This window comes from Arthrobacter globiformis (assembly GCF_046536215.2).
Classification (GTDB): domain Bacteria; phylum Actinomycetota; class Actinomycetes; order Actinomycetales; family Micrococcaceae; genus Arthrobacter; species Arthrobacter globiformis_E.
Window position 1 is genome coordinate 1072245 of sequence record NZ_CM143421.1, and the last position, 26422, is coordinate 1098666.

Consider the following 26422-nt stretch of genomic DNA (forward strand, 5'->3'; position numbering starts at 1 on the left):
TTGTCGCGCGGTTGACCGCTTGCTAGTTAGGACACCCTAATTAGTGCCGGTCGCATCAAACTGCATGGTCAGCCGGGTACACGGGCGCGACGGGGGCTACATCGCCCATAGTAGTGGCATCACCCGCGGGGAGTCAGCAGTGCGACGGTCTCCAGGTGATGCGTGTGCGGGTACAGGTCGAAGGCGCGCAGACCGGACAGCTGCCAGCCGCCCTGCTGGAAGTACCCAATATCGCGTGCGAACGACGACGGGTCGCAGGAAACGTAGGCAATGGCACGCGGGTTTGAGGCGATCAGCTGGCTGACCACGGCCTTGCCCGCGCCGGCGCGCGGCGGATCGAGAATGAGGGCGTCGAACTGGCGCGGCCGCTGGCGGAGCACGCGCTCCACCTTGCCCTGCACAATCTCCACCTGCGGTGCACCGTGCAGGTTTTTCCGCGCGTCCCGGCTGGTGCCGGGCGCACCCTCCACCGACAGCACGGACCCGGTCTCCCCCACCGCGTCGGCCAGCGGGGCCGTGAACAGGCCGGCGCCGGCGTAGAGGTCCGCCACCGCGGCGCCGGGTTCCAGGAACCCGCCGTCGTGCAGGAATCCGGTCACGGCACCCACCAGGGTTTCCGGCGCGTCGCGGTGGATCTGCCAGAAGCCCGCGCCCGTGACCCGGTAGTCGTGGCCGGCCGCGGATTCCTGTACCCAGGTCCGGCCGCGGAGCTGCAGCGTCTCGTTTTTGAGGGGATCGTAGCTGGCCACGGACACGTCCGCCGGAAGCTGGGACAGGATGGAGTTCAGCCGTTTGGCGCGCGTTCCGGGGGCCGGGGCGAGCAGCACCAGCGGCCGCGAGCCGTTGGCGGGTGCGGCCACCTCCACCCGCTCGATGCCCTGCAGGTCCACGTCCCACAGCCGCAGGGCGTTGATCCCGTCGACGGCCAGCGGCATCTCCTGCACCGGGATCACCTGGTCGGAGCGGTGCGCGTGCATGCCGAGCCGGCCGCTCTGGGTGACCCCAAAGCTCGCGCGCGTGCGCCACCCAAGTCCGGCCCCGCCGTCGTGCTTTAACCCGGCATCCGTTGGGGCGTTTGCCGCTCCCACCGCTTCAACGTCCGGGGAAAGCTCGACGGCGGCCAGCCGCCTGAGCTGTTCGGCCAGCACCTCGGACTTGAGGCTCCGCTGGCGCGGCAGTGATATGTGGCCGAGTTCGGCGCCGCCGACCGGCGGGCGCCCGTGCGCCCAGGAGCCGGCAGAGTCGGCGGTCCGCCAGAAGTGCGGCACCCGGTCCGGCGAGGCGTCCAGGACTTCCACAACGTCGGCGCGCCAGAACTTGGCCTTCTCACCGGCGTCGGTGAGCCGGACCCGCACCCGCTCCCCCGGGATGCCGTGGCGGACGAAGACCACGCGGCCCTCGTGCCGGGCCACGCAGTGTCCGCCGTGGGCCACGGGGCCGACGTCGACCACCAGTTCGAGTCCGGTGGAGGTGGTCTGGGTGTCCGGGCTCATTGAATGTCCTGCAGTCTCTTGGCTTCTTCGGATGATTTGAGCTGCCAGGGAACGCTGGCAACCATGACACCCGGCTCAAAGTGGAGCCGGGTCTTGATGCGGAGGGCTGTCTGGTTGTGCACCAGCTGCTCCCACCATTTACCCACCACGTACTCGGGGATGTAGACCACGATGAGGTCCCGGGGCGAGTCGCGGCGCATATTCTTGATGTAGTCCATGATCGGCGTGACCGTCTCGCGGTAGGGACTGGCGAGGATGGTCAGCGGAACCGGGATCTCCAGTTTCTCCCAGTCGGCGAGGGTGTGCGCTGTTTCCTCGGCGTTGATGTCCACGGTGATGGCGTCCAGCCGGGACGGCCGGGACGCACGCGCATAGGCCAGCGCGCGGAGCACGGGCTTGCGGACATGGGACACCAGCAGCACGGCATGCACGCGGGTGGGCAACGCGCGCGGCGAGGAGTCCTCGTCGACCGCCAGCTCCTTGGCCACGTTGTCGTAATGGGCGCGGATGCTCCACATGATGAGGAACAGGATGAACATGGCGAGCAGGGCAATCCAGGCGCCCTGTTCGAACTTGGTGATGAGCACGATGGCCAGCACCAGGGCGGTCATGCCAAAGCCGATCATGTTGATGGTGCGCGACTTCAGCATCCGGCGTTTGACGGCCTTGTCCTTGGCCAGTTTCAGCTCCCGGCCCCAGTGCCGGACCATGCCCAGCTGGCTTGCCGTGAAGGAGATGAAAACACCGACGATATACAGCTGGATGAGCTTGGTCACATCCGCGTTGAAGGACAGGATGAGCACCAGTGCCCCGGCGGCGAGGGCAAGCACGCCGTTGCTGAACGCCAGCCTGTCGCCGCGGGTGCGCAGCTGCCGGGGCAGGTAGCCGTCCTGGGCGAGGATGGAGCCCAGCACCGGGAAGCCGTTGAAGGCCGTGTTGGAGGCAAACACCAGGATGACGCCGGTGGCCGCGACCACGATGTAGAACGGAATGGACCCGGCGCCGAAGATGGTCTGGGCAATCTGGCTGATGGCCGGGTTCTGGATATAGCCCTCGGGCAGCGGCTGCCCGTTGAGCAGGAACTCGGTGGCCGGGTCCAGCACGATGTGCACCTTGGTGGCGTTGGCCAGGTAGATGATGCCTGCCAGCATGGCCGAAGCGATGATGCCGAGCAGCAGCAGCGTGGTGGCCGCGTTTTTGCTCTTGGGCTTCTGGAAGTTCGGCACGCCGTTGCTGATGGCTTCCACACCGGTCAGGGCGGCGGCACCGGAGGAAAAGGCGCGCAGCAGCAGGAACGCCCCTGCGAGACCCACGAGGCCCTGGTCGAAATCGGGTGAGGGGACAATCGTGAACGCAGCCGACGGCGCCTGGCCGAGCTCGCCGGTCACGGCCTGGAAGATTCCTACCACGGTCATGCCCAAGATGGAGGCCATGAAGATGTAGGTGGGCACCGCGAAGACGCTGCCGGCTTCCTTGATGCCGCGCAGGTTGACGAGCGCCAGGATCACCACGCCGATGGTGGCGATCAGGGCCTGCTGTCCATGAAGCGACGGGATGGCTGTGGTGAGGTAGGTCGCCGCAGAGGACATGGACACGGCGACGGTCAGGACGTAGTCCACCAGCAAAGCGGACGCCACCGTCAGCCCAGCGTACTTGCCAAGGTTCTCGTTGGCGATCTCGTAGTCACCGCCGCCGGACGGGTAGGCGTGGACGTTCTGCCGGTAGGACGCCACCACCGTGAGCAGGACCACCATGACGGCGAGGCCGACAAGCGGGGAAATGGCCACCGCGCTCACGCCGGCCAGTGCCAGCGTGAGGAGAATCTCATCGGGGGCGTAGGCCACGGAGGACAATGCATCCGAGGCGAAGATGGGAAGCGCGATCCTCTTCGGCAGAAGGGTGTGGGCCATCCTGTCGTTCCGGAAGGGCCTTCCCACCAGCACGCGCTTAACGGCATTCAGAATTGTCAGCACCACACAAAGCTAGTCTGATTCGCACGCGATGTCATGGCAGGTTTCCGGCGGTAGAGTCGTACGGAGCAGTCGGCGAGAGTTGAGGAGAGAACGCGTGGCGCACTTCGTGATCATGGGTTGTGGACGCGTTGGGGCCACGTTGGCGCACACGCTCGAGGATGCGGGCCATTCGGTGGCCATCATCGACCAGGACGACCGCGCCTTCCGCCGCCTCCGCTCGGGCTTCACCGGCCGGAAAGTCACCGGCGTCGGCTTTGACCGCGACACCCTGAAGCAGGCCGGCGTTGCGGACGCCTATGCCTTTGCGGCCGTGTCCAGCGGCGACAACTCCAACATCCTGGCCACCAGGGTGGCGCGCGAGACGTTCCACGTGCCGCACGTGGTGGCCCGCATCTACGATCCCGGCCGGGCGGAGATCTACCAGCGCCTGGGTATCCCCACGGTGGCCGCGGTGCGCTGGAGCGCCGACCAGGTCCTGCGCCGTATCCTTCCCGAACAGCACCTTGCCGGGGACTACCGCGACCCGTCCGGCCGCCTCGTGCTGGCCGAACTCGACCTGCACCCGGAATGGGTGGGGCATCCGGTCTCCTCCATCGAAAAGGTGGCCGACGTCCGGGTCGCCTACCTGACCCGGTTCGGCGAGGGGATGCTGCCCGCCGCGGGCACCTCCTACCAGGACGGCGACACGGTGCATGCCATGCTGCGGGTGGACCGCACGTCCGAAGTCGCCCACATCCTCGCCAAAGCACCCGCCAAGGAGTCCTAAGTGAAAGTCGTCATCGTCGGGGCCGGAAGCGTCGGCTCCTCGATTGCCCGTGAGCTGCTGTCCCACAAGCACGAGATCCTGCTCATTGACCTCAAGCCGGAAGTGATCGGGCGCAGCGGCCTGCGCGGGGCGCACTGGCTGGTGGGCGACGCGTGCGAACTGAGCACCCTGCAGGACGCCAAGCTTGAGGACGCCGACGTGGTGGTTTCCGCCACCGGCGACGACAAGGTCAATCTCGTCGTCTCGCTGCTGGCCAAGACCGAGTTCGGCATCGGGCGCACCGTGGGGCGGGTGAACAACCCGAAGAACGACTGGATGTTCAACGACTCCTGGGGCGTGGACGTTGCGGTGAACACGCCGCAGCTTATGACGGCACTGGTGGAGGAAGCGGTGGAGATCGGCGACCTCGTCCGGCTGCTGACGCTGCAGACAGGCGTGTCATCCCTCGTTGAATTCACGGTCCCGCATGACTCCCACGCCATCGGGCTGACGGTGGGTGCCATCGACTGGCCGGAGGACTCCACCCTCGTGGCCATCCTGCGGGACCAGGCACCGATCACGCCCAGCCGCGACGACGTCATCGACGGCGGCGACGAACTGTTCTTCGTCACCACCATCGCGGCCGAAGACCAGCTGCGCGAGCTGCTGTCACCCGGCTCCGGTGAGGGGCGGGGATCGGGTGAGGGGCACGGCTCCGGTGAAGGCCGCAGCTCAGCTGAGGGGCAGCAGTCCGGCGAACAGCAGGAGTCCGGCAGCCCGGCCCAGGCTGGAGCGGCCGCCGTTGGGGCGCCGGCAGCCGCAGATCAGCTGGATGACGACGGCTTCGACGGCTGACCGTCAGGCGTTGCCGCTGGCCGCGTGACGAGCCAGGCGATCCACACGCCGAGGATGTACAGCGGTGCACCCATGATGAGCCGTGTGGTGGCCAGTGCTGCCAGCCCGTCCGGGCCCATCAGGTACAGGGGAACCTGCACCAGCAGGCGCAGCGCCAGCACGCCGACGATGATCCAGGTGCCCAGCCGGTAGGCGCGGACGCGGGCCGGATCCTTGCGCCAGTCCAGGCCCTCGTTCCGGATGAACCCGAACAGCAGGCCGGCGATCGGCCAGCGCACGGCGATGGAGATGACCATCGCCACGATGTAGGCCGAGTTGGTCAGGAATCCCGGAAGGTAGAAGTCCTCGGCCTTTCCCGTGGTGTTGGCGAGCCAGGCTGAGATGCCCACGCCCACGACGCCGGCCAGCGCCTGGGTCAGCGGCCGGCGCTGCACGAGGCGGACCACCGTGAAGACGGCGGCGGTGCCCAGTGCGGCGATCAGTGACGGGGTCAGCGCGGTGGTGGCGGTGAAGGCGACCAGGAAGACCAGGCCAGGCAGGATGCTCTCGGCGATTCCCTGGTAGCCGCCGGCGCTCTTCAGGACGTCGATGCGGCCATCGTGCGTGCGGTGCAGCCCGGCCTTGGAAGCGTAGTCCTCGGCCAGCCCGGCAAAGCCCGGGGTCTCGGGCGTGGGCTTGGGTTCTTCGCGGCCCGGTCCCGAATCGGGGTTCTCAGGCAAAGTCATTGGTTCTCCTGGCGGGACAGTATCTCGTAGCGGGGGTTGAACATGGTGGGCATGCCTTCCCTTTCGGTGAGCATGCCTTCGAGCTTGAGTTCCGTCCCGGCGTCGATCCCAGGAATGCGGCGGCGGCCCAGCCAGATGACGCGGAGCCGCCCGCGCCGCTCCGCGGGCAGGGTGTCATGGTCCGAGACGATGGCCGTGAAGGCTGCCACCTCTGAGGGGGGCGCGTAGGTCACCGACTCGATAAATCCGTGGCACAGGGCGCGCCCGCGCTCCGGCAGCCCGCGGATGGGTACCGCCTGGTCCTGCGGGCCGCCTGCATCAACCAATCTGGGTGATCTCCGGCCCGCGCTCGGGCTGCTGGAGGTCCGGCGCCGCAGGAGCCGCAGGTCCGGCAGCGTCCTTGGGCAGGCGCAGCTGCAGGAGGTCCCTCGGCGGCATGGGGTTCTCGCCCCGGATGACCACGATCTTCCGGAACAGGTCCTCGAGGCCGGCGGCCGCTTCACGGTCCAGCGCGGCCTCGCCGCCGAAAACGCCGCGGAGGAACCAGCGGGGACCATCGACGCCGACGAAACGGGCGACGCGGTAGCCCTGGCTTCCGTCCGGCGCACCGGCCGGGAGCTTGGCCACGAGTTCGACGCCGTAGTCCCCCGGGATCTCTTCAACCTGGCCGCCCTGGCCGCCGACGGACTGGCCGATCTGCTCCCGGATCTCGTCCCAGAGCCCTTCGGAGCGGGGTGCGGCAAACGCCTGCAGCTGCAGGCTTGACCCCTCGAGGTCCATGGTGACGGCGACAACGCGCTGGGTCGCTTCCTCGACTTCAAGCCGAAGCTGAAGACCGTCGCGCGGGGCGATGAGCAGGGCACCGAGGTCCACATAGCCGTCGCGGCTGCTGATCTCGGAGACGTCGAAGGGGCCGTTGGCCCGGCGGTCGTCCGCAGCACTCTCGGCCGCATCCGGGGTTTCCTGGACGTCCTCCGGCTCTGCCGATTCCTGCCTCTTGGCTTTCTTGCCCCGCCCAAAAACCATGCGTTGTCTCCTTAGTTGTGATCGTGTCGCGCGCCCCGAAAATGCGGGTGCGCGGCCCAGCCGTTGATTTGCCGCTACGTGCCCGGAACGGCGAACCCGCCAGTGGAGCCGAACCCGCCGGCACCGCGGACAGAGTCGTTCAGCTCCCCCACGGCGACGAACTGCGCGTGCTCCACGCGCTGGATCACCATCTGTGCAATTCTATCGCCGCGCCGCAGTTCAATGGCCTGCTCGCGGTCGGTGTTGAGCAGCGTTACCGCGATCTCCCCGCGGTAACCGGCGTCGACAGTTCCGGGTGCGTTGACCACCGTGAGTCCGTGCTTGGTGGCGAGGCCCGAACGGGGGTGGATGAGGGCGACAAAACCGTCCGGCAGGGCGATTGCTACACCGGTGGGGACCAGGCGCCGCTCGCCCGGCTCGAGCACCACGTCCTCGCGTGCCCGCAGGTCGGCCCCGGCATCACCGGGGTGGGCGTACGACGGCGCTTCCAGGCCGTCGTCGAGCATTTTCAGCTGCACCTGCACCGTGGGTGCTCCGAACTCCGCCCTGGGCGGCTGCACAGCGGCAGTCGCCGGAACCTGCTGGGCGAGGGATGTCATGGCCGTTGATTCGTCAGTCACAGTCCCACACTCTATCGCCCGCACTCTGACTCCTCCTATTGCAGTAGGCCCTCCCGCTGGCCACTAAGCTTGAGGGCATGCCCGAATCAAGCGCTGCCGTTCCTGCCCGCAACCCTTCCTCACCGGACGAAACCGTAGTTTTCTCCGAGAAGCTGTGGCCTGGCGCGTGGATCTGGGTGGTCGCGGTGGGCATCGCATCGGCAGGCATCCTGGTCTTCGCGCCCATCAGCCTGGCGGCGGGCTTCACGGCAGCCGCCGTGCTGTTCGCCATTGAGGCTGTGCTGCTGTTCCTGTCCACGCCGTCAGTGACGGTGACCACGCGGACCCTGCAGGTGGGCCGGGCGAGCATCGAACGCAGCCTGGTCGGCGGGGCAGCGGCGTACCGCGGCAAGGAAGCGACGGCGGAGCGCGGGACGCGTCTGAACGGCTTGGCCTATCTGTGCATCCGGGGGTGGATTGATCCGGTGGTCAGGATCGAGATCGCCGACCCGTCAGACCCCACGCCCTACTGGCTGACCTCCACGCGCCGGCCGGAGGAACTGGTCGCTGCGCTCAAGGGCGAGTAGCCCCAACCACCGTTCACCGGCGCGGCTAGCCCTCGCAGTCGCGGCAATAGAGCAGCCCGTTCTTTTCCCGCGCGATCTGGGAGCGGTGCCGGACCAGGAAGCACGAGGCACACGTGAACTCGTCGGCCTGGGCGGGCAGGACACGTACCAGCAGCTCCTCGCCGGACAGGTCGGCTCCGGGCAGCTCATAGCCTTCGGCAAGGTCGGACTCGTCCTCCTCCACCACTGCCGTGGGCTTCTCGGCACGGCGGGTCTTCAGCTCCTCAATCGAGTCCTCGTTGAGGTCCTCCTCGGACTTCCGCGGCGCATCATAATCAGTCGCCATGGCCTGCTGCTCACACTCCATCGAATCGCTCGAATGATTCATCCGGGACAACGCCGGACGAACCTGGTTTGTGCCCGTTACGCGGACATTTTTCTCCACGCCGCACGGAAAAGCCATAGCCGGAAGCACCGCGTCCCCGGCCGCCGCCAGCCACCGGAAACTCCCCGAAATTCGCGGCGCGCCCTCTGCCCTAACGGGAAAAGACAGTGCGGGGTGGCAGAGTTTCGAATGATAGTAATGCCAGGGTGGAGGATTGTATGCAGGATCTACGGCTTGTAGGCGTCCACGACGACGGGGAGCATCTCCTGTTAAGCGGTACCGCCGGCGCAATGTTCCGGCTGCCGATCAATGAGGCGCTCAGGCTGGCTGCCAGCCGGCCTTCCGTGCGCCCGTCCGCGGTTGCCCCCGTTCCCCTGTCTCCCCGCGACATCCAGGCGAAAATCCGCAGCGGCTCAACGGCTGCCGAGGTTGCCGCTGCCTGCGGCATGCCGCAGGAAAAGGTCGAGCGCTACGAAGGGCCGGTCCTGGCCGAACGCGCCTACATCGCCCAGCAGGCCCAGAAAGTGGAGGTCGCCTCCCCCGCCCCGGGACACGACGTTTACCGGTCGGCCTTCGGTGACAGCCCCGCCACCCTGGGCGACATGGTGGCCCACCGGCTCACCGCCCACGGCATCCAGTCCACGACGCTGGAATGGGACTCATGGCGCCGGCCGGACGGCACCTGGACCGTGGTGGCCAAGTTTGAAGCCGCCCCCGGCGGCCACGCGAGCATCGGTGAAGAACCTCCCGCGATGTGGACGTTCAACCCCACGCGCAAGTCCCTGCAGAACGCGAACCGCTGGGCCCAGCAGCTCAGTGAGCTCGAGCCGTTGGACGGACCTGTGCCCGCCCGCCGGCTCTCCGCCGTGTCCGACAGGCCATTCGACTTCGAGACCGACGCGGAGGCAGCGGCCCGGGGCGGCGTCCGCAACAGCCCCGGCATTGGCAACGGCCCCGGCATCGCTAATAGCACGGAGCAGCAGCGGGATCCGGACGGCCTGCTGGACATGCTGCGTTCGCGGCGCGGCCAGCGGCTTGGCGTGGATGAGGACAGCGACGACGCCCTGGCGCTGCTGCTCGCCAACGGTGTCCCGGCCGCCCACCCGCGGGCAGACGAAGCACCTGCAGACACTGCGTCCGAATCGCCCGCCGACGGTTCCTGGCAGTCAGAAGATTTCGATGACTCCGCCCAGGACGTTCATTCGGCCCAGGACGTGGATTCAGCCCGCGACATTCATTCAACACAGGACGTTCATTCAACACAGGATGTTCATTCGATACAGGACGGTGCGGAACAGGATCCGGAGGCGGAACCTGAGGAGAACGACGACGACAGAACGCCCGAGGCACCGGCGGCAGAGTTCACTCTGGCCCGGCGCCGTGACGGCCGGCCTTCGATGGTTTCCCGCCTCAACCTGGTCCCCCGGCATGAGGACCCGGACGATGAGTCGCTGAAGCTTCACGACGGCGTCAGCACCAACACGCGCGAAATCACCATCGTGCCCGGTCGCACCAGCGCTTCCGGCAACCCGGGTCCGGCCAAGCCCGGCGAGCCGAAATCACCGGCAGCGCACTCTCCCGGCCCGGTCACCGGCCGCCCGTCGCCCGCCAACCCGGGCCTGGACGAACTCCTGGGCGGCGGCAATGCCCGCCGTCGTTTTGAAGGAAACCGCTTCGAGGGAAACCGCGTGGAGGGAGGCCGTGTGGACGGCACGCGGCAGCAGCCCGGCCAGGGCCCGTCCCGCGCCGATCAGGACCGGGACGAGCCGGAACGCCAGCCGTCCCGGCCGAAGCGTTCCAGTGTTCCCAGCTGGGACGAAATCGTCTTCGGCACTCGGGGCGACTAAGAAACTAACTGCCGGCGCCGTGCCACAGGCAGGCGTCCACCTCGAACGGGAGCAGCTCCTCCTGCTGGGCGATGATGCTGGCGCCATGGGCGGTGACCCGCCGCATGAAGTGTCTCCGGCACAGCGTTTCGTAACCCACCACGGGCACATGGCCTGCATCAGTGTCTGAACCGCCGGCCGCGGGATCAATGGCCATGTCCACATCGCCGACCACCACCTGCGCACCTTCGGTGACCATCACGCCGTCGACCGTCCTGGCGTTGTGGGTGGCGCGCCGGCCGCACCAGCACAGCGCTTCAACCTGCAGGACCTGGACGCGGTCCGCAAGCTCAATCAGGCGCTGCGAACCCGGGAACAGCCGGGTCCGGAAGTCTGCGGTGATGCCGAAGGCAAAGACGTCGACGTCGATTTCGTCCACCACGCGTGCCAGCTGCTCCACTTGGGCGGCTGAGTAGAACTGTGCCTCGTCGCAGATGAGGTAGTCCACGCGGATCCCCTGGGTTCGGCGGTGCACCACCTCGTCCCAGAAGTCCGTGGTGTCCACGACTTCCACGGCCTCGGCCTGCAGTCCGAGGCGGCTGGAGATCCGGGAGTCGCCGGCGCGGTCGTTGCGGCTGAACCTCACCCCGCCGCGGCCGCGTGCACGGTGGTTGTAGTCCATCTGAAGCGCAAGGGTGGACTTGCCGGAGTCCATGGTTCCGGAGAAGAAGACCAGCTCAGCCACGGGTTCCCCGGCGGCCTGCAGTCCTGCCGGACGCTGCCTTACCCGAAGAGGTCCTGCCGGACGCCTGGAAACTGAGCAGCGGGACCTCGCGTTCGGCCTTGGTCAGGGAGCCGTGCTGGCCCACCACCTCCATCGCCGTCGGGCGGACGCGGCGCGTGTCGTAGAACGCCAGCGCGTCCCTGGCTGCCACCATCACATCGCCCACCCGTCCCGTCACCTCGGGCCGCACGGTTCCGAAGAGCCCTGCAGCTACAGCTTCCTCCCGGGTGAACGCCCAGATCCGCTCTCCGAAGCGGGCGCGCCAGGCCGCCAGCAGCCGTTCCTTCGCGGCATCGCCGGCGTCGTCCTCCAGGTACAGGTGCACCATGCGCGGTTCCCCGGCGGTGTGCCGGACGCCGTCCACCAGGGCGGCGTCCGCAGCGTAGTCGAGGCGCTGAGACTCCGGCACGTCCAGCATGCCGTGGTCCGCCGTGACCAGCACTGTGGTTCCGGCCGGGAGGGACGCGTCCAGTCGCTTGACCGTGGCGTCCAGTTCCTCGAGCTGGTGCTCCCACTGCGGTGACTGCGCGCCGTACCGGTGGCCGGCCTTGTCCAGGTCGTTGACGTAGAAGTACATGAGGGCTGAGTCCGCGCCGGCCATGGCCTCGGCTGCCGCCGCGGTGCGGGCGTGCGAGGTGGTGCCGGAGACGAAGGTGCCGCCGCGCAGCGCCGCCTGGGTCATGGGCGAGCCGCCGAACTGCGGCAGGCTGACGGTGGTGACCGCCACGTGTTCGGAGGCACGTTCGAAGACGGTGGGGAACGGCTGCCACTGCTGCGGGTCCACGGCGGCATCCCAGTTGCCGAGCATGTTGACCACCTTGTCCTGGTCCGGATCCAGGACGTCATATCCCACCAGTCCGTGCTGGCCGGGAGCGAGCCCCGTGCCCAGGCTGGCCAGGGAAGCAGCGGTGGTGGAAGGAAAAGCGGAATCCAGCCAGACGGGCACGGCCCCCTGGCCCTGCTGGAGGACGCCACGGAGGAAGGGCGTGTGCGCCGCCTTCTGCTTGAGCAGGCTGCGTCCCAGCCCGTCGGCCAGAACCACGCACACGCGCTTGGCCTGCGGGAGGCCCAGGGCGTTCTCGAAGCCCGGCACGCCGAGGCTGGCTGCCGCGCTGCCCAGCACCTCGGCCACTGAACGGCTGCCGTAGGCCGGTGCGGCCGGCAGGCTGCTTACGGCGAGCCCGGGTTCCGGAGTTCGTGTTGCGGAGTCTGAAGAGTGGTTGTGCTGTTCCTGCATCTCAGCGCTTGTGCCCGCGGCTGAGCCGGTTGGCAAAAACGCCCATGCGGGGACGCGGGTGGGTGGCGGACGGCGAATGGCGCACCGGGGTGGGCGATCCCGTGTTCACCGCACGCAGGGCACGGGCAAAAAGCTTGGCGTCCTGGACCGCCTGCAGGCCGTCCGCTTCGGCGCTGATGCGCAGGACGATGTCCTCCTGGGCGATGGTGCCGCTGTAGCCATGATCGGCCTCGCACTGCGGGTCGCCGCAGCTGGCCGGGCCCATGTCCAGGCGCTGGCCGCCTGACCAGGCAATGGAGAGGGTGACCTCGCGGACCGGGTCCGAAGGCTTGTAGTTCTGCGGCTGGGCGTACATGTAGCTCAGCACCACCGAGCGGATCTGCGCCACGGGGACGGATTCGGTGGAGATCTGCGCCACGATCTGCTCGCCGGCTTCGTCGAGCTGCTGATCGTCAACGTGCGTGATCACCAGCATGTCCTCGGTGAGGACCAGGACGGTAATGTGGCGGCGGACCTCGGCGCGGTCGAAGTGCGTCTCGAGGTGGACCAGATGGGCGAGGCAGTCCCGGCCGTCGAGGGCGTCATCCACCACGTCGGCCACCAGCAGGGGGTAAAAACCGGCCTGCTGCAGCGCGCCTTCGAGGCTCTGGCCCTGCACGCTGTGGTTGTGCGAGCTGTGGTGGAAAGCCTGCGGGCTGTGGTCGGGCGCTTGAGGCTTCGAGGTGGGAGGCTGGGAGCTCATTTCCCCATTTTCACAGATCGGTGTGGCACACGCTAACCAATAGGCCGGCATCGCCTGCCCTGCAGCTGCGCCCGGGGCCTAGCTCCGCAGGGCCCGCCGCGCACTGTCGGTGCGCTGCGCCGCGTTGCCGATCCGCACATCGGCGGCCAGGATGAACGCCCCCTGCGGAGTGGCGAGGACGGGATTGAACTCCACCAGGGCGATCTCCGGGTGGGCGTCCTTGAGCCGTGCCAGCCGCGAGGCCACGTCCTCGAGCGCAGGAACATCGACGGCGGGCAGCCCCTGGTAACCGAACAGCTTCCGGGACGCGCGCGGGCTGCGGATGAGGTCCCGAAGGTCGGCGGCTGAGAGCGGCGGCGCCCGGTGGGCCCAGTCGTCCAGCAGGTTGACGGCGTCGCCGGCCAGTCCGAAGGACACCACGGGTCCCAGCAGGGGGTCCTCGATGGCGCGCAGTGTGCAGGCCTGGCCCACCGGGGCCATGGTCTGGACTTCCAGCGACGCCGAACCGTAGGGCTCCAGCGCCCGGCGCATCTGGAGGATATTCAGCCGGAGGGAGTCCGCGTCCTGGATATCCAGCCGCACGCCGCCCAAATCCAGGCGGTGGCGCAGCGTGGGATCAGTGGTCTTCAGCGCCACGGGCCAGCCCAGCCTGCCGGCAGCCTCCACGGCCTGGTCCTCCGAGTCGAAGCCTGCCGAGGGCATGACCCGGATTCCGTAATGCGCCAGCAGGCGGGCCGCGTCCCGCGGCCCGAGCTGCTTGAGCTGCTCGCCGCGGACGTCCGCCAGCAGGTTCTCGAGGTCGGCGTGGGCGGCGTCGGGATCGCACCCGTCCGGATCCACGAAGAGGCCCTGGTCCCGTTCCGCCCATTCGGCGTACCGCACCACGGCGGACAGGGCGGCGACGGCTGCCCCGGGGTTCGAGTAGCACGGCACCGGGGCCGTGCCTGAGCCCTCCCCCACCATGCCTTCCACGTACACCGACGGATCGAGGATGCCGGTGAAGGCCGCCACCACGGGCTTGCCGGCCTCGGCGGACGATTCAGCGAGCGCCCCGGCAATCTGTTCCACGGTCAGGCCGCGGGCCGGAAGGAAGGCGACCACTGCGGCGTGGACTGCCTCCTTGGCCAGAACCCCGCGGAGCCGGTCCCGCAGGGCGGGCAGGGCACGGGACAGGCCGGCGTCCAGGTCCAGCTCCGTCACGAGCTCCTCAACGCCCAGGCCGTGGGAGACGGCGCTGTCCGCCACCACCTTCCCCAAGGCCCCGGAGTTGCTGAAGACCGCCACCCCTGCCCCCTTGGGGAGCGGCTGGGCGGAGACGATCTGGGCCACGTCCATCAGCTGTTCGATGGTCTCCACCCGGATCACGCCCGCCTGGCGCATCATCGAGTCCAGCGCATCGGCGGGAGCCTGGGTGGTGCGCACGGCGTGGCCGGGCGGCAGCTGCAGCCCCATGGAGGTGGACTTGGCCACGATGACCGGCTTGGTCCGCGCCAGCCGCCGGGCGATGCGGGAGAATTTGCGCGGGTTGCCGATCGACTCCAGATACAGGCCCACGGCGGTGGTGTCGGCGTCGTCCTCCCAGAACTGCATCATGTCGTTGCCGGATACGTCGGCCCGGTTGCCGGCCGACAGGAAGGTGGAGATGCCGGCGCGGCGCCGGCTGGAAGCCGCATACAGCGCCACCCCGATGGCCGCGGACTGGCTGAACAGCCCCAGGCCGCCGCCGCGGGCGAGGCTGGGTGCCATGGAGGCGTTCAACGACACCGCGGAGTTGGTGTTCACAATACCCAGCGAGGCCGGTCCGATGACCCGCATCCCGTTGGCCCGTGCCTGCCGCACCAGCTCGCGCTGCCGGGCAAGGCCCCGCTCGCCGTCCTCGGTAAATCCTGCCGAGGCCACCAGGACCCCCTTCACGCCGGCAGCCGCGCACTCGTCCACCACCTTGGTGACTTCCTCGTAGGGCACCGCTACGATCGCCAGCTGCACCGGCCCGGGCACATCCGAGAGCTTGCCGAAGGACAGCATGCCGGCCAGCTCAAAGGCTTCGGGGTTGATGGCGTAGACGGGGCCGGTAAAGCCGCCTTCGATGATGTGTTCCAGGAGCTGGTACCCCACGGTCCCCCACCTGCGGCTGGCCCCGATCACCGCCACGGACGACGGCGCCAGCAGGTCCTGCACGCTCCTCGCCTCCGCGCGGTGCTCCCGGGCTTCCATCACGGCGCGTGATTTGTCCGTGGGGTCGATGTTGAACTCCAGGCTCACCACGCCGTCGTCGAAATGGCGTTTGACGTCGTAGCCGGCATCGGAGAAGACCATGAGCATCTTGCGGTTCTCAGGCAGGACCTCGGCGCTGAACCTGCGGATCCCGTTTTCGCGGGCTGCCGCGGCGAGGTGTTCCAGCAGGATCGAGCCGATGCCGCGGCCCTGGTGCGCGTCGGCGATGTTGAAGGCGACCTCGGCCTCGGCGGGGTCGTCCAGCCGGTCGTACCGGCCAATGCCGATGATGTCCCCGCCGATGGTGATCACGAAGGCCACCCGGTCCCGGTAGTCCACCTCGGTGAAACGCTTGAGTTCCCGGCTGGAGAGCCGCTCCTTGAAGGCGAAGAACCGCATGTAGATGGAGTTCTGCGACTGCCGCGTGTGGAAGGTCTGCACGGCGTCCGCGTCGGTGGGATGGATGGGCCGCAAATGCGCTGTGCCGCCGTCCCTCAGAACGACATCGGCCTCCCAATATTCCGGATATTCGCCGTCCCCGGGCTGATCCACCATAGGCTTAGCCTAGCTAAACCTCCCAAAGTGCACCCCAAAAAGGATCCACCAGCCCCATGGCACGCCGCCAAACACGCACCCCCGCAGGGGAAACAGTCCAGGACTACACCGAAAACATCGTTGATATCGACGTGACTTCCGAGATGGAAGGCTCCTTCCTGGAGTACGCGTACTCGGTCATCTACTCCCGGGCACTGCCCGACGCCCGCGACGGCCTGAAGCCCGTCCAGCGGCGCATCCTTTACATGATGAGCGACATGGGCCTCCGCCCCGACCGGGGCCACGTCAAGAGCGCCCGCGTGGTGGGCGAGGTGATGGGCAAGCTCCACCCGCACGGCGACACCGCCATCTACGACGCCATGGTGCGCATGGCCCAGGACTTCTCGCTGCGGCTCCCCCTGATCGACGGCCACGGCAACTTCGGCTCGCTCGACGACGGCCCGGCGGCACCGCGGTACACCGAGGCCCGCCTGGCGGCGGCGGCGCTCACCATGACGGACCACCTCGACGAGAACGTGGTGGACTTCGTCCCCAACTACGACAACCAGCTCACCCAGCCGGAGGTCCTGCCCGCAGCGTTCCCCAATCTGCTGGTCAACGGCACCACCGGCATCGCGGTGGGCATGGCCACGAACATGGCCCCGCACAACCTGGTGGAAGTCATCGCCGCCGCGCGGCACCTCATTGCCAACCCGGACGCCACGCTGGAAGACATCATGCGGTTCGTCCCCGGCCCCGACCTGCCCACCGGCGGGCGCATCGTGGGCCTGGACGGCATCCGGGACGCCTACGCCACGGGCCGCGGCTCGTTCAAGACCCGCGCCAAGGTGGAGGTGGAGCAGCTCTCCGCCCGCCGGACCGGCCTCGTGGTCACCGAGCTGCCGTACATGGTGGGCCCGGAAAAGGTGATCGAGAAGATCAAGGACGCCGTCAACAGCAAGAAGCTGGCGGGGATCAGCGACGTCGTGGACCTGACCGACCGCAAGCACGGCCTGCGGCTGGTCATCGAGCTGAAGAACGGCTTCAACCCGAACGCCGTGCTCCAGCAGCTCTACCGCTACTCGCCGATGGAGGATTCCTTCGGCATCAACAACGTCACCCTCGTGGAGGGGCAGCCGCAGACGCTGGGCCTCCTGCAGCTGCTCACCGTTTATGTGGACCACCGCATCTCGGTGGTGCGGCGCCGGACCGTGTTCCGGCTTGGCAAGAAAAAGGACCGCCTCCACTTGGTGGAGGGCCTGCTCATCGCCATTGTGGACATCGACGAGGTCATCCAGATCATCCGGTCCTCGGACGAGGCCTCCGCGGCCCGCGAGCGGCTAATGTCCATCTACGACCTCTCCGAGATCCAGGCCAATTACATCCTTGAGCTGCGGCTCCGCCAGCTGACCAAGTACAGCAGGATCGAGCTGGAGAAGGAGCAGGATGAGCTTCGCAAGGAGATTGCCGAGCTGGAGGCCATCCTCGAATCCGATCAGCTGCTGCGGGAACTCGTGTCCGGAGAACTGGGCGAGATCGCCGAGAAGTACGGAACGCCGCGGCGGACGGTGCTGCTGGAATCCGAGGCTGTGGCCCCCACGGTGGCCAGCGCCGCCGGTGTCGAAGGTAAGGCAGTAAGGGGCAAGCCCGCTCCCCTCGCCCTCGAGATTGCGGATGATCCGTGCTGGGCGATCCTCACTGCCTCCGGCCAGATTGCCCGGACCGCCAACCAGGACAGCCTGGCCGAGACGGGGCCGCGCTCCAAGCACGACGTGTTCCGCTCGGTGATCAAGACGTCGGCCCGGGGCGAGATTGCCGCCGTCACCTCCCAGGGGCGAATGCTGAGGATCCAGGTGATGGACATGCCCGTTCTCCCGCCGGTCTCGGGGCTGCCGAACCTCGCCGGCGGCGTTCCGGCCAAGGACTTCATCACACTCCTGAAGGGCGAGTCCCTCGTGGCGTTCGCCCCGCTCGATGAGGTGCTGGCGCTCGGCACGGCGCAGGGCGTGGTCAAACGGGTGCAGCCGGACTACCCCCTGAACCGCGAGGACTGGGAAGTGATCACGCTGAAGGACAAGGACACCGTGGTGGGCGTTGCGCCGGCAGGGTCCGACGACACCGACCTCGTGTTCCTGACGCGGCAGGCACAGCTGCTGCGCTTCAGTGCCGCCGTCGTCCGTCCGCAGGGCCGGACGGCCGGCGGCATGGCGGGCATCAAACTCGCCGCCGGCGACCAGGTGGTGTTCTTCGGTGCGGTCGCCCCCGGCGACGAGGCCGCCGTCGTCGTCACCATTTCCGGCACGGAAGGTGCCCTGCCGGGAACCGCCCCCGGGGCCGCCAAGGTGACAGCCTTCGCCGAATACCCGGCCAAGGGGCGTGCCACCGCCGGGGTCCGGGCGCACCGCTTCCTGAAGGGCGAGGACACGCTGCTGCTGGCGTGGGCCGGCCACGGCCCGGCGAAGGCATCGTCGTTGGCAGGAGTGGCCCGCTCGCTGCCCCAGGAGCACGGCCGGCGCGACGGTTCGGGCATTCCGCTTTCCCAGGCCGTGGACGTGATCGGCCCGAGCATGGCGTGGCCGGAATCCGCCTAGACTACTGCCATGCCTATCGTTCCGGATGAAAAGGACTGGACCTGGGTCCTGTCCCGCCCCTGCACACAGTGCGGCTTCGACGCGTCCACCGTCACGCCGTCAACGGTACCCGGCAGCGTCGAAAACATGCTGCCACGCTGGCGGGCAGTGCTCCGGCGGCCGGACGCCACCGAGCGGCCGGACAGCAGCACCTGGTCCGCGCTGGAGTACGCCTGCCATGTCCGGGACGTGTTCAACCTCTTCGACCGCCGCCTCAACCTGATGCTCACCGAGGACGACGCGAAGTTTGAGAACTGGGACCAGGACCAGACCGCCGTGGACAGCGACTACGCGAACGCCGACCCTGCCGTGGTGAGCGCCGAGCTCACCACGGAGGGTGAGCAGGTGGCAGCCTCCTTCGCCCGGGTGCAGGAGTCGCAGTGGGGCCGGACCGGGCTGCGCAGCAACGGCTCGGAGTTCACCGTCCTGACGCTCGCGCAGTATTTCCTGCACGACGTCGTCCACCACCTGGCGGACGTGGACGGCTGACGCCCCGCGTCCGCCGCGGCTACAGGACCTTGTCCCAGGCCAGGCTGGTGTTGACCGGGGCATATCCCATCTTGCGGTAGAGCGCCATGGCACCGGTGGGATTCTCGGAGTCCACATCCAGTGACGCCTTGTCCATCCCTGCGGCGGCGAAACGCCGCATGGCATCGGCCAGGAGCGCCTGTGCGATGCCGCGACCCCGGTATTCCCGGCGGACACCGAGCAGGTCCGTGTAGCCCTCGGTGAACCCGCGCGTCACGGCGGTGTCCGGGTCGTGGCTGGCCAGCTGGTAGCCGACCACCTCGCCGGTACTGCTTGCCAGCACGACGGCGCTGAGGTCGGGCCGGGCCAGGGGGTCGTTGACCACGTAGCCCCAGCCTTCCTCGTCCCTCGGTTCGCTGCCCCAGTGGTCGGCGAAGATCTGGTTGTGCGCCAGACGCACCGCTTCGCTCAGCCCTGGTTCCATCGGGACCAGTTCCAGTCCGTGGTCCAGTGGCACCCTGGGCAGCGGCTGCGACAGCGGCCGGTGCATCTCGTTGTAGTAGCGGACCACCTCATACCCGGACTCCTGCAGGAGCGCGCACTGGTGCTGCTGCTTCTGTTCGATGAAGATCCGCAGCCGCGGGGCCGGCCCGGCGCTGTGATCCTCCGCGAACCGCTGCCTGGTCCGTGCCTCCAGCCACGACAGGAGGGCCGAGCCCACGCCGCGGCGCTGCCACTGCGGGTCCACAGCACAGAATCCGTTGGCCTTCTCCCCGTCCTTGTTCTTTGTCAGGCGCGCGTACGCCCGGGGAACGCCGCCGGAGTCCAGGCCAAGTACCGTGTTGGGCCCGATGGGGTTGTTCTTGGACTCCATGATCTGTTCCAGGTCCGCCCGCCGTTCAAACCAGACCGGCTGCTCGACGGCTGCCGTCCGGGCGATCAGCTCGGCCCACGCGTCCAGGTCCCCTTCCGATATGGACCGCCACCGCAGGTCCGGGAAGTCGACGGCGGGGGCGTGATTGAGCGTCATGGGAACAGGCTAGCCGTCCGCAAGAGCGGCAGGAAGCCGTAGGCTGGGCATGACCGGGCGGGTCTCCAGGCCCAGAAAGGCAACTGATGCTCATCCTCTTCGGATTCAAGACCGTTCAGAAGCTGCTTCCGGGCCGGTCTGCCACCTGCCAGTACTGCCGCGTGTTCAGCCACCAGCACCTCGAGGAACGCGCCACCAAGTTCACGCTGTTCTTCATCCCGGTTTTCACGACCTCACGCTCCTACCGGATCACCTGCTCGAACTGCGGCGCCTCGTCGGTGGTCAACGGGCGCCAGAAGCAGGCACTGCTCGGCTAGCCCGTCCGGTTGGCCAGGCCCGGCCGCGCGTTAGGCCAGGCCCGGCCGCGCGCTAGGCCAGGCGCGCAGACGCCATCAACGCAGCTGCCGCGGGCCGGTGTTCGGGCTGAAGGTCCAGGAGCGCATCGTCGGGGCTGATGTCGGCCGGGTTGTGGGTCACCAGCACCACGGTGCGCGAGGCGAGTCCGGCGCGCAGGTCCGCGATGAGAGCCCGGCCGGATTCGGCATCGAGGTGCGCCGTGGGCTCGTCCAGGAGGATCACGTCGGCCTGGGTCATGAGAGTGCGCGCCACTGCCAGCCGCTGCCGCTCGCCACCGCTGAGGAATGCTCCGCCGGGTCCGATGCGGGTATCCAGGCCGCCTGCCAGCCGTGCCAGCAGGGGCGCCAGGCCAACTGCCTCCAGCGCTTCCCGCATCGCCCTCTCGGTCTCCGCCGAGGACCCTGGGCCGGGCTCTTGCCGCGGGCTGCCGAGAAGCAGGTTGCCGCGGACCGTCGAATCGAAGAGATGCGCCTCCTGCGGGCACCACGCCGCGGTGCCAGTCACCGCGATGCGGCCTTCCCGGGCAGGGAGGAAGCCCAGCATCACTGCCAGCAGCGTCGACTTGCCGGCGCCGGACGGTCCGGTCACCGCCAGCCAGCGCCCGGGCTCGGCCACCGCTGACAGACCGCTGAAGACTGCACCGCCCCCTGGCCAAGCGGCCGACAGCCCATCGAGTTCGACGCCCGGCTGCCCGAACTCGCGGGAATCCGGCCGGGAAGGTTGTTCGGAATCCTTGCCGCATGCGGAACTCTTGCCGGTGCCGTGTTCGCCCGGCTGCAGGACCCCTGACTCCCCAATGCGGCGCAGGACCCCACGCAGCGCCGGGAACTGCCTGACCGCCGTCGTCATGGCCCCAAAAGGTTCTGCGAGCGCCAGCTGCAGAAGGACCACAACGCCGACGGTGGTCGCCGGAAGGGACCCGGCCTGCACCAGCGGAGCCGCCAGCACGGCACTGCAGAGGGCGGCGGCGCCGCACCCGGCTACGGTGAGTGCCTGGCCGAGCCCTTCAGCCCAGGCCGAGCGCCGTGCCATGGCGGTTGCATCCCGGTCCAGCGCGCGGATGCCGTCCAGAACCGGTTCCTTCGCTCCGTTCGCGTGCAGTTCAGCCCTGGCGTCCAAGGCGGCGGCGACCCGCCGGAGGACCCCGGAGCGCAGCCGCTGTTCGGCCTTTGCCGACATCCGGTCGGCGATCAGGGCCGCGGCGGGCGCGGCCACCAGGCTCACCAGGGCGGCGGCGAGCACTGCCGGCAGGGCCGCCGGAAGCAGCCAGCCCACCGTACCTGCAGCGGCTGCGGCCACCGCCACGGCGGTTACCGGCGGCAGCACTACCCGCGGGAGCAGGTCCCGGACCGTGTCGACGTCCTCGATGACGGCTCCCAGCACGTTGCCGCCCTGCAGGAGCCGGCGCAGGGACAGTGCCCGCTGGCTAAGGGACGCCCAGAGGCCGCCGCGCAGCTTCGTCAGGGCGGCAAAGACGGCTTCGTGCAGGAGGAGCCGTTCCCAGTAGCGCAGAACGGCGCGGCCGATGCCGAAGAACCGGACACCAACGATGGCAGTCAGGAGATACATGATGGGCGGCTGCTCGCTGGCGCGCAGGATGAGCCATCCGGACAATCCGGAAAGCGCGACGGCGAAAAGGGCGGCCAGGGCGCCGACGAACCCGGAAGCAGCGAACCGTCCGCGGACGGGCGCGAGCAGCCGGGCGAGGATCCCGGCGGTATGGCCGGCGCTGACTGGGGCCCCGGTGGCGGGGACGCCGGGCGCGGCACCGGGAGCGGCAGCGCCCTCCCCAACGGCAGACGCAGGGCGCTCAGCGGCACCGGCCGGGACCGGAGCAGCGGACAGAATATCGCTGGTGGGCGCCGCGGCCCCGGCTGAAGGGCCGGACACCGGCACGATCCTGTTGGCGAGTTCCCTCGTCTGCCGGTCGTGGGCCACCAGAATGACGGTGGCACGGCCGCGCAGCGCACGGATCGCGTCGTGGACACGGTTGGCCGAGTCCCGGTCGAGGTGTGCCGTGGGTTCGTCCAGGAGCAATACCGTGGCTCCCGCCTCGATGCGGGCCAGGCCGCGGGCGAGGGCGACGCGGCGCAGCTCGCCGGGGCTGAGTTCGGCCGGGTGCTTGTCCGCAAGATGGTCTGCGCCGACGGCCGCCAGGCAGCGCAGCACTCCCCCGGCAGGTGCTTCAGCACCCCCGGCCACTGCACTGGCCGCCGTCAGGTACAGCAGCACCTCTCCGCGCACGGTGTCAGCCACCATCACGGGGTGCTGCGGCACCCAGGCCACATCGCCCGCCGCGAATCCCTCAAGGGTTCCGGACACAGCGGTGCCCGCCCCGGTTCCGACAGTTCCCGCGAGAACGCCCAGCACCGTGCTCTTGCCGGCCCCGCTAGGACCGTCCAGTGCTGTGACCAGTCCGGCCGGCGCCGAAAAGCTGAGAGGCCCGACGGCGGGACCCTGCCTTCCCGGATAACGCACGGTGAGGTCCCGGACAGTTATGCCCGCCGGGCCGCCGGCAACCGCGGCCGGACCCGGCACGAGCCGCCGGGGCTCCGGTGCGTCCAGCACCGCCGTCGTTTCAGCAAGAGCTGCCCGGCCGTCGTCGCTCGCGTGGTGGGCGGTACCCAGCTCACGCAGCGGGAGGTAGCAGTCGGGGGCCAGGATGAGGGCCAGCAGGCCGGCCTCCAGCGCCATGTCGCCGTGGACCAGCCGGACGCCGATGAACACCGCCACCACGGCAACGGAAATGGTGGCGATCAGTTCCAGTGCGAGGGCAGACAGGAACGCCGTCCGCAGGGTTCCCATGGTCCGGGACCGGTAGTCCTCGGAAATGTCCTCCAGGGCGCGGCGCTGGGCGGCGGCGCGTCCGAGCCCCACCAGCACCGGAAGTCCCTTGGCGAGTTCGAGCATGTGCCCGGACAACCGGGACAGGGCGGCCTGGGCATCGCGGACCTTATCCTCGGTGTAGCGGCCGATCAGCACCATGAACAACGGGACCAGCGGCACCGTCAGCACGATCACCACGGCGCTGACCCAGTCGGCGAAGAGGATCCGGGCGCCGAGCAGCAGCGGTATGGCGGCACAGTTCACCAGCGCCGGCAGGTACTGGGTGTAGTAACTGTCCAGGGCATCCAGACCGCGCGTCGCGAGCACCGCCAGGCCGCCGTCGGAAGGGCCTGCAGCCCGGACGCCGTTCCGGAGTGCCGCCTCGAGCAGCTGCGCCCGCAGCTCCTCCTTGACCCCCAGGGCTGCGCGCCTTGCGGCGACTCCCTGGGCCCAGACCGTGACGGACCGCAGCACCACGCCGGCGGCACCCCAGGCCAGCTGGTCAGCCCACCCGGGGTCCTGCGTCATGAGGCCGGCGAGGACGGACGCCACGGCCTGTCCCATGAGCACCAGGGACAGGGCCTTCAGCGCAGCGAGCAGGCCAAGGCCGTAAAGGGCGCGGCGGGTGGACGGTCCGGACGGGAACTGGGGCTTCAAGGCGGGTCAGTCTTTCCTGATCAGTGCTTTCGCTGCCACTGCGGGCAGGAAGCTGTGTGCCTCCGGGATGTGCGCTGCGCTGACGCGGCGGCGGAACACCCAGTACGTCCAGGCCTGGTAGGCGATCACCAGCGGCAGTCCGACGCAGGCCACGATGCTCATCAGGCCGAGGGTGTAGTCGGAGGAGGAGGCATTGGCGATGGTGAGGTTGTAGGCGGGGTCGATGGTGGACGGCAGCACCACCGGGAAGACCGCACCGAAGATGGAGGCGGAGCCGCCCAGCAGGAACACGCCGGTCGCCAGGAAGGCCCGGCCTTCGTTGCCCTTCCGGGCCTGCGCCCAGGCCACCACCGCGGCGACCACGGCCACCGCGAGGACAGCCAGCGTCCAGGCTTTCCCGCTGAGGACCTGCACGCCGATGGCCCAGCCGGCCATCGGAAGGAGCAGCAGGGGAAGCAGCCGCACGAACCACTGCCGCGCACGGTGCCGGACATCGCCGTCGGTCTTCAACGCCAGGAACGCCAGGGCGTGCAGCAGCGCGAAGCAGGCCACCGCCAGGCCGCCCAGCACGGCGTACCAGCTGAACCAGGCGAACGGCCCGCCGTCGCGGTCGCCGTTGGCGTCCAGCGGCAGCCCGGTGGTGGTGAGACCCAGCGCGGCGCCCACGCCGAAGGCGGCAAGGAAAGAGCCGCCGGCGATGGCCCAGTCCCAGGTGTTGCGCCAGCGGTCAGTGTCCACCTTGCCCCGGTATTCGAACGCCACTGCCCGGAAGATCAGCGCCACGAGGACCAGCAGCAGCGGCAGGTACAGGGCGGAGAACAGGGAGGCGTACCAGAACGGGAAGGCTGCGAAGGTGGCGCCGCCGGCGGTCAGGAGCCAGACTTCATTTCCGTCCCAGACCGGCCCGATGGTGTTGAGCAGCACGCGGCGTTCGGTGTTGTTGCGGGCAAAGATCTTCATCAGCATCCCTACGCCCAGGTCGAAGCCCTCCAGGAAGAGGTAGCCGGTCCACAGGACGGCGATGGCAATGAACCAGATGGTTGGCAGCAGTTCCATGCTTTGTATCCTCGGTCTTTGTAGGCTCGGGCTAGTAGGCGAAGGCCAGAACGTCGTCGGAGGTTCCGGGCTTGTCCGGTCCGCCGTCGCGGGGAGTGGCGTCCTCGTTCTCGTCGACCGGCGCGTGGACCAGTTCGGGCATGGCCGAGACGACGCCGCCCCGGACGTATTTCACGAGCAGCTTGACTTCCACCACCAGGAGCACCGCGTAGATCAGAGTGAGGACCACGAGGGAGGTCAGGATCTCACCGGCGGAGACCCCGGGCGAAACGGCCGCGGCGGTGAACATGAACACCTGGTCGATGCCGTTGAGGTCAGGGTTGGGTGCCACCACGAACGGCTGCCGGCCCATTTCCGTGAAGATCCAGCCCGCGGCGTTGGCTCCGAAGGGTGCGAGGATGCCGAACACGGCCAGCCGCATGAGCCAGCGCGACTCGGGGACGGTCCCCTTGCGGGTGAGCCAGAGCGCCACCAGGGCGGCGAGGGCTGCGAGGCCGCCGAACCCGATCATGGCGCGGAAGCCCCAGTAGGTGACCTCCATGACGGGTACGTACTGGATCTCCTGGCCCGCACGGTCGCCGTAGATGGGGTTGTCCGGGACTTTCGTGCCGTAGTCCGCCTTGTACTGGTCGATCAGGCTGTTGACGCCCTTCACTTCGGTGGTGAAGTCGCCCTTGGCGAGGAAGGAGAGAATGCCGGGCACCTCGATGACGGCCTTGATGTCATCACAGTTGCGTGCGCCGACGTTGCCCACGCTCAGGACCGAGAAGCCCGTGCCATCGTGGCAGGCGGCCTCGGCGGCGGCCATCTTCATGGGCTGCTGCTGGAACATCAGCTTGCCCTGCAGGTCACCGGTGATCGCGGTCCCGGCAAAGGAAATCATGGCGACGACGGCACCGATCCGCAGCGACTTGATCCAGACTGAGTAGTCCGTGCGGTCGCGGCCCGGGATCTCGGCTTCCCCGGCAACCACCTTGCCGTCCGGGCCGATGGTGTCGATCCCGTCGCGGCGCCTCCGCCAGAGGTGGTACCAGGCGATGCCCAGCAGGAACCCGCCGGCCACGGCGAGGGCACCGAAGAGGGTGTGCGGCACGGCCACGAGGGCGGTGTTGTTGGTGAAGACGGCCCAGGCGTCGGTCATGACCGGCCGGCCGTCAATCATGGTGACGCCCACGGGGTGCTGCATCCAGCTGTTGGCCACGATGATGAAGTAGGCGGAGAAGAACGAGCCGACGACGGCGACCCAGAGGCAGGCGAGGTGAACGCCCCTCTTCAGCTGCTTCCAGCCGAAGATCCACAGGCCCAGGAACGTTGACTCGACGAAGAACGCCAGGAGCGCCTCGAGGGCCAGCGGGGCGCCGAAGACGTCACCCACGAACCGGCTGTACTCGCTCCACGCCATGCCGAACTGGAACTCCTGCACGATGCCCGTGGCCACGCCCATGATGAAGTTGATGAGGAAGAGCTTTCCCCAGAACTTGGTCATCCGCAGATAGGCCGGATTCGCGGTGCGGTACCAGATGGTCTGCATTACCGCGACGACCAGGCCCAGGCCGATTGTCAGCGGCACCATCATGAAGTGGTAGACGGTGGTGATTCCGAATTGCCAGCGTGCGATTTCCAAGGCGTCCAAGGCGGTCCCTACTTACGGTTGGGTCTAGCTCTCCAGCGTTGTTTTCTACGCGACGTAGAAC

General features: G+C 68.5%; 22 protein-coding genes. 7 read left to right on the plus strand and 15 right to left on the minus strand.

What is annotated here, in order from left to right; genetic code table 11:
- Window positions 1-119 precede the first annotated feature (119 nt).
- Both R5O87_RS04890 and R5O87_RS04895 read right to left on the minus strand, forming a co-directional pair.
- Window positions 120-1493 carry a class I SAM-dependent RNA methyltransferase gene (locus R5O87_RS04890; RefSeq protein WP_410557502.1) on the minus strand — a complete coding sequence of 458 codons (1374 nt, stop codon included), beginning with the start codon at window positions 1491-1493 and terminating at the stop codon, window positions 120-122.
- Window positions 1490-3466, minus strand: coding sequence for an APC family permease (locus R5O87_RS04895; RefSeq protein ID WP_410557504.1), 1977 nt, complete (start codon window positions 3464-3466; stop codon window positions 1490-1492). The genes R5O87_RS04890 and R5O87_RS04895 overlap by 4 nt, the downstream gene beginning before the upstream one ends.
- Window positions 3467-3560: 94 nt before the next feature.
- On the opposite strand from R5O87_RS04895, the gene R5O87_RS04900 reads away from it, so the two are divergent.
- Both R5O87_RS04900 and R5O87_RS04905 read left to right on the plus strand, forming a co-directional pair.
- Window positions 3561-4232 carry a potassium channel family protein gene (locus R5O87_RS04900; RefSeq protein WP_410557505.1) on the plus strand — a complete coding sequence of 224 codons (672 nt, stop codon included), beginning with the start codon at window positions 3561-3563 and terminating at the stop codon, window positions 4230-4232.
- The gene (locus R5O87_RS04905) at window positions 4233-5066 is read left to right on the plus strand and encodes a potassium channel family protein (RefSeq protein ID WP_410557506.1); all 834 of its coding nucleotides are present in this window, start codon (window positions 4233-4235) and stop codon (window positions 5064-5066) included.
- Here the strand turns inward: R5O87_RS04905 and R5O87_RS04910 are convergent.
- The 4 genes from R5O87_RS04910 to dut all read right to left on the minus strand — a co-directional run bounded on the left by R5O87_RS04910 (window position 5036) and on the right by dut (window position 7437).
- Window positions 5036-5791, minus strand: coding sequence for a DUF3159 domain-containing protein (locus R5O87_RS04910; RefSeq protein WP_410557508.1), 756 nt, complete (start codon window positions 5789-5791; stop codon window positions 5036-5038). The two genes, R5O87_RS04905 and R5O87_RS04910, sit on opposite strands and share 31 nt — an antisense overlap.
- Entirely contained in the window at window positions 5788-6117 is a 330-nt protein-coding gene (locus R5O87_RS04915; RefSeq protein ID WP_410557509.1) for a single stranded DNA-binding domain-containing protein, read from the minus strand. Before R5O87_RS04915 ends, R5O87_RS04910 begins: the two co-directional genes overlap by 4 nt.
- Complete coding sequence (locus tag R5O87_RS04920; RefSeq protein ID WP_410557510.1) at window positions 6110-6817, minus strand: DUF3710 domain-containing protein; 708 nt, start codon at window positions 6815-6817, stop codon at window positions 6110-6112. The genes R5O87_RS04915 and R5O87_RS04920 overlap by 8 nt, the downstream gene beginning before the upstream one ends.
- Window positions 6818-6891: 74 nt before the next feature.
- Window positions 6892-7437, minus strand: a complete 546-nt coding sequence (dut, locus tag R5O87_RS04925) for a dUTP diphosphatase (RefSeq protein ID WP_410557511.1) — start codon at window positions 7435-7437, stop codon at window positions 6892-6894.
- 77 nt (window positions 7438-7514) lie between these two features.
- Between dut and R5O87_RS04930 the strand changes: the two genes are divergently transcribed.
- The gene (locus R5O87_RS04930) at window positions 7515-8003 is read left to right on the plus strand and encodes a DUF3093 domain-containing protein (RefSeq protein ID WP_410557512.1); all 489 of its coding nucleotides are present in this window, start codon (window positions 7515-7517) and stop codon (window positions 8001-8003) included.
- Between the two features lie 25 nt (window positions 8004-8028).
- Here the strand turns inward: R5O87_RS04930 and R5O87_RS04935 are convergent, their stop codons facing one another.
- The gene (locus tag R5O87_RS04935; protein WP_306922384.1) at window positions 8029-8328 is read right to left on the minus strand and encodes a DUF4193 domain-containing protein; all 300 of its coding nucleotides are present in this window, start codon (window positions 8326-8328) and stop codon (window positions 8029-8031) included.
- A gap of 257 nt (window positions 8329-8585) precedes the next feature.
- On the opposite strand from R5O87_RS04935, the gene sepH reads away from it, so the two are divergent.
- A complete protein-coding gene (gene sepH / locus R5O87_RS04940) occupies window positions 8586-10214 on the plus strand; it encodes a septation protein SepH (protein ID WP_410557513.1) in 1629 nt (542 codons plus the stop codon).
- A 4-nt stretch (window positions 10215-10218) separates the two neighbouring features.
- On the opposite strand, the gene R5O87_RS04945 is transcribed toward sepH, so the two are convergent.
- The 4 genes from R5O87_RS04945 to R5O87_RS04960 all read right to left on the minus strand — a co-directional run bounded on the left by R5O87_RS04945 (window position 10219) and on the right by R5O87_RS04960 (window position 15725).
- Entirely contained in the window at window positions 10219-10938 is a 720-nt protein-coding gene (locus R5O87_RS04945) for a thymidine kinase (protein ID WP_410557514.1), read from the minus strand.
- Complete coding sequence (locus R5O87_RS04950) at window positions 10931-12214, minus strand: alkaline phosphatase family protein (RefSeq protein ID WP_410557516.1); 1284 nt, start codon at window positions 12212-12214, stop codon at window positions 10931-10933. Before R5O87_RS04950 ends, R5O87_RS04945 begins: the two co-directional genes overlap by 8 nt.
- Before the next feature lies 1 nt (window position 12215).
- Window positions 12216-12956, minus strand: a complete 741-nt coding sequence (locus tag R5O87_RS04955; RefSeq protein ID WP_410557517.1) for a DUF5998 family protein — start codon at window positions 12954-12956, stop codon at window positions 12216-12218.
- A gap of 78 nt (window positions 12957-13034) precedes the next feature.
- Window positions 13035-15725, minus strand: coding sequence for a bifunctional acetate--CoA ligase family protein/GNAT family N-acetyltransferase (locus tag R5O87_RS04960; RefSeq protein WP_410557519.1), 2691 nt, complete (start codon window positions 15723-15725; stop codon window positions 13035-13037).
- A gap of 56 nt (window positions 15726-15781) precedes the next feature.
- Between R5O87_RS04960 and R5O87_RS04965 the strand changes: the two genes are divergently transcribed.
- A complete protein-coding gene (locus R5O87_RS04965) occupies window positions 15782-18295 on the plus strand; it encodes a DNA gyrase/topoisomerase IV subunit A (protein WP_410557520.1) in 2514 nt (837 codons plus the stop codon).
- 9 nt (window positions 18296-18304) lie between these two features.
- Complete coding sequence (locus R5O87_RS04970) at window positions 18305-18823, plus strand: DinB family protein (RefSeq protein ID WP_410557521.1); 519 nt, start codon at window positions 18305-18307, stop codon at window positions 18821-18823.
- A gap of 19 nt (window positions 18824-18842) precedes the next feature.
- On the opposite strand, the gene R5O87_RS04975 is transcribed toward R5O87_RS04970, so the two are convergent.
- A complete protein-coding gene (locus tag R5O87_RS04975) occupies window positions 18843-19832 on the minus strand; it encodes a GNAT family N-acetyltransferase (RefSeq protein ID WP_410557522.1) in 990 nt (329 codons plus the stop codon).
- A gap of 86 nt (window positions 19833-19918) precedes the next feature.
- Between R5O87_RS04975 and R5O87_RS04980 the strand changes: the two genes are divergently transcribed.
- On the plus strand, window positions 19919-20149 hold the full coding sequence (locus R5O87_RS04980) for a zinc-ribbon domain-containing protein (protein ID WP_410557523.1): 231 nt from the start codon (window positions 19919-19921) through the stop codon (window positions 20147-20149).
- A 52-nt stretch (window positions 20150-20201) separates the two neighbouring features.
- On the opposite strand, the gene cydD is transcribed toward R5O87_RS04980, so the two are convergent.
- From cydD to R5O87_RS04995, 3 genes are read right to left on the minus strand one after another with little or no spacing between them, the layout of a single operon-like run.
- Window positions 20202-23672, minus strand: a complete 3471-nt coding sequence (cydD, locus tag R5O87_RS04985) for a thiol reductant ABC exporter subunit CydD (protein ID WP_410557524.1) — start codon at window positions 23670-23672, stop codon at window positions 20202-20204.
- A gap of 6 nt (window positions 23673-23678) precedes the next feature.
- Window positions 23679-24728: a cytochrome d ubiquinol oxidase subunit II gene (cydB, locus tag R5O87_RS04990; protein WP_410557525.1), complete on the minus strand. Its 1050-nt coding sequence runs from the start codon at window positions 24726-24728 to the stop codon at window positions 23679-23681.
- A 31-nt stretch (window positions 24729-24759) separates the two neighbouring features.
- Entirely contained in the window at window positions 24760-26361 is a 1602-nt protein-coding gene (locus tag R5O87_RS04995) for a cytochrome ubiquinol oxidase subunit I (protein ID WP_410557526.1), read from the minus strand.
- Window positions 26362-26422: the final 61 nt, after the last annotated feature.

What these genes read in the sequence shown, in the direction of transcription:
- R5O87_RS04890 (WP_410557502.1), bottom strand. Translation starts at nt 1,493, where the DNA reads ATGAGCCCGGACACCCAGACCACCTCCACCGGACTCGAACTGGTGGTC.
- R5O87_RS04910 (WP_410557508.1), bottom strand. Translation starts at nt 5,791, where the DNA reads ATGACTTTGCCTGAGAACCCCGATTCGGGACCGGGCCGCGAAGAACCC.
- R5O87_RS04920 (WP_410557510.1), bottom strand. Translation starts at nt 6,817, where the DNA reads ATGGTTTTTGGGCGGGGCAAGAAAGCCAAGAGGCAGGAATCGGCAGAG.
- R5O87_RS04930 (WP_410557512.1), top strand. Translation starts at nt 7,515, where the DNA reads ATGCCCGAATCAAGCGCTGCCGTTCCTGCCCGCAACCCTTCCTCACCG.
- R5O87_RS04935 (WP_306922384.1), bottom strand. Translation starts at nt 8,328, where the DNA reads ATGGCGACTGATTATGATGCGCCGCGGAAGTCCGAGGAGGACCTCAAC.
- sepH (WP_410557513.1), top strand. Translation starts at nt 8,586, where the DNA reads ATGCAGGATCTACGGCTTGTAGGCGTCCACGACGACGGGGAGCATCTC.
- R5O87_RS04950 (WP_410557516.1), bottom strand. Translation starts at nt 12,214, where the DNA reads ATGCAGGAACAGCACAACCACTCTTCAGACTCCGCAACACGAACTCCG.
- R5O87_RS04955 (WP_410557517.1), bottom strand. Translation starts at nt 12,956, where the DNA reads ATGAGCTCCCAGCCTCCCACCTCGAAGCCTCAAGCGCCCGACCACAGC.
- R5O87_RS04960 (WP_410557519.1), bottom strand. Translation starts at nt 15,725, where the DNA reads ATGGTGGATCAGCCCGGGGACGGCGAATATCCGGAATATTGGGAGGCC.
- R5O87_RS04965 (WP_410557520.1), top strand. Translation starts at nt 15,782, where the DNA reads ATGGCACGCCGCCAAACACGCACCCCCGCAGGGGAAACAGTCCAGGAC.
- R5O87_RS04970 (WP_410557521.1), top strand. Translation starts at nt 18,305, where the DNA reads ATGCCTATCGTTCCGGATGAAAAGGACTGGACCTGGGTCCTGTCCCGC.
- R5O87_RS04975 (WP_410557522.1), bottom strand. Translation starts at nt 19,832, where the DNA reads ATGACGCTCAATCACGCCCCCGCCGTCGACTTCCCGGACCTGCGGTGG.
- R5O87_RS04980 (WP_410557523.1), top strand. Translation starts at nt 19,919, where the DNA reads ATGCTCATCCTCTTCGGATTCAAGACCGTTCAGAAGCTGCTTCCGGGC.
- cydB (WP_410557525.1), bottom strand. Translation starts at nt 24,728, where the DNA reads ATGGAACTGCTGCCAACCATCTGGTTCATTGCCATCGCCGTCCTGTGG.